The 1,881-nt window shown below is 69.4% G+C and carries 1 protein-coding gene and 1 pseudogene; both read right to left on the minus strand.

What is annotated here, in order from left to right; translation table 11 throughout:
• Positions 1–919 (minus strand): annotated as a pseudogene (locus tag EQG76_RS08615) (apolipoprotein N-acyltransferase); the annotation flags it as partial.
• Entirely contained in the window at positions 912–1,829 is a 918-nt protein-coding gene (locus tag EQG76_RS08620) for a hemolysin family protein (protein ID WP_159712466.1), read from the minus strand. The gene EQG76_RS08620 and the pseudogene EQG76_RS08615, both read right to left, overlap by 8 nt.
• Between the last annotated feature and the right edge of the window lie 52 nt (positions 1,830–1,881).

Genomic DNA, 1,881 nt, shown 5'->3' on the forward strand with positions numbered 1-1,881 from the left:
TAACCACGAACCCGCCGGCCTTCTGCGCGATCCGCGCCAGGTAGGTGCGCGCGACCTCGTCCCGCTCCAGCGAGAACGGCACGGCACTTTCCGGCCAGATGATCAGCCGCGGCTGGACCGGGGCCGGCTCGTCGGCCAGCTCGATATGGGTCAGAAAGTTCTCGCGCAGCCGCTGCGGGTCCCATTTGCGGTCCTGCGGGATTGCGCCCTGGACGACCCGCAGCTCCAGCTCCGTGGGTGGCGGCAAGGGCTGGGACAGGCGCCAGGCGCCATGGGCCAGCACGATCCCGGTGAGCAGCACCGGGACGGCGATCCCCACCAGCCGTGCCCGCAGCCCGGGTCCGGTCACCGCCAGGGCGGCCATGCCGGCGGCAGCGACCGTTATGATCGACAAAGCGGGCGAGCCCGTGAGCGCCACGATCTGCAGGCTCGCTTCGCTGATCGACCAGACAATGGCGGCTGGGTTCCAGGGGAAGCCGAACAGGGTGCCGCGCAGCCACTCCCCGAAGCCCCAGAGGGCCGCCAGGCCGAGTGCCACCGCGAGCGGGCGGCGGATGCGCAGGAGGCGCAGGATCATCGCGTAGGCGGCGACGAACAGGGCGCAGGCGAGACAGAGCAGGAAGGTGGCCGGCAGGGCCAGGACCGCTACGCCGGCGGCCTCGGCGGAAAAGGCGATGGCGACCCAGTAGAGGCCGATCAAATGGAATCCCAGCCCGAACGCCAGCCCTGCGAGCGCGGCGCGGAACACGTCCGCGGCGCGGGCGACCGCCAGCACGAGCAGGCCGAACCCGAGCAGGCCCGGGAGGACGTGCCAGGGCGGCAGTGCGAGTGCGGCCGCGGCGCCTGCCAGGAGGCAGGCGAGCAGGGGATGGCGGAGAAGGATGGCCTCGATCCGGTTCCCGGGAGCCGGGTCAGTCACCCATCACCTCAAATTCGCCTGTACCTGCAGCACGTTGATCGTGGATCTTCACACGCTCGATCCGGCGGCTCGACGCATCTAGGATCTCGAACAGGAAGCCCGCCGGATGCGGGATCTTCTCGCCAGTCGCCGGGATCCGGTCGACCAGGGACGAGACCAGGCCGCTCAGCGTGTCGACCTCCTCGCGCATCTCCTCGTCCACCAGCTCGATGTCCAGGAACCGTTCGAGGTCGTCCAGGTAGACGCGGCCGTCCGCATCCACCGTGCCGTCCGGCTGGCGAACGATCTGCGCGTCGGTAGCCGGGTCGTGCTCGTCAGGAATCTCGCCGATGATCTCGCCGACCAGGTCCTCCATGGTGACCAGGCCGTCCGTGCCGCCGAACTCGTCCACCACCACCGCCATGTGGACCCGCGTGTCCCGCATCTCGTGCAGCAGGTCCAGCACCTTCATCGACGGCGGCACCACCAGCACCCGGCGCGTGACCGCGGCCAGGTCGAAGCCCTCCGGCTTGAGCATGAAGGGCAGCAGGTCCTTGACGTGGACCATGCCGATCACGTCGTCGAGTGCCGTGCCATAGACCGGCAGCCGCGTGTGCATGCCGATCTGCATGGTCTCCAGCACCTTGGCCAAGGACGCGTCCTTGGCGACCGCCTTGATGTCCGGGCGCTGCACCATCACGTCGGCGACCTGCAACTCGCCGAAGGCCAGCGCGTTCAGGACCAGCTCGCGGACGGCCGGCACCAGCTTCTGGTCACCCTCCTCGTCGAGGTCCCCCTCGATCAGATGCTCGATGCGGGTACGTAGGCTGCCATCGGTGGCATCGGCCGCACCCGCGAAGCTGCGCAGCCGGCGCACCAGATCGCTGAACAGCGACGGGTTCTGCTCGGCCCGCCGTTGCAGTTGCCTCACCGGACCGCCTCCAGATAGGGATCGCCGATGCCGAACCTCGCCAGGATCCTGG

Source organism: Geminicoccus flavidas (assembly GCF_009806515.1).
Classification (GTDB): Bacteria; Pseudomonadota; Alphaproteobacteria; order Geminicoccales; family Geminicoccaceae; genus Geminicoccus; species Geminicoccus flavidus.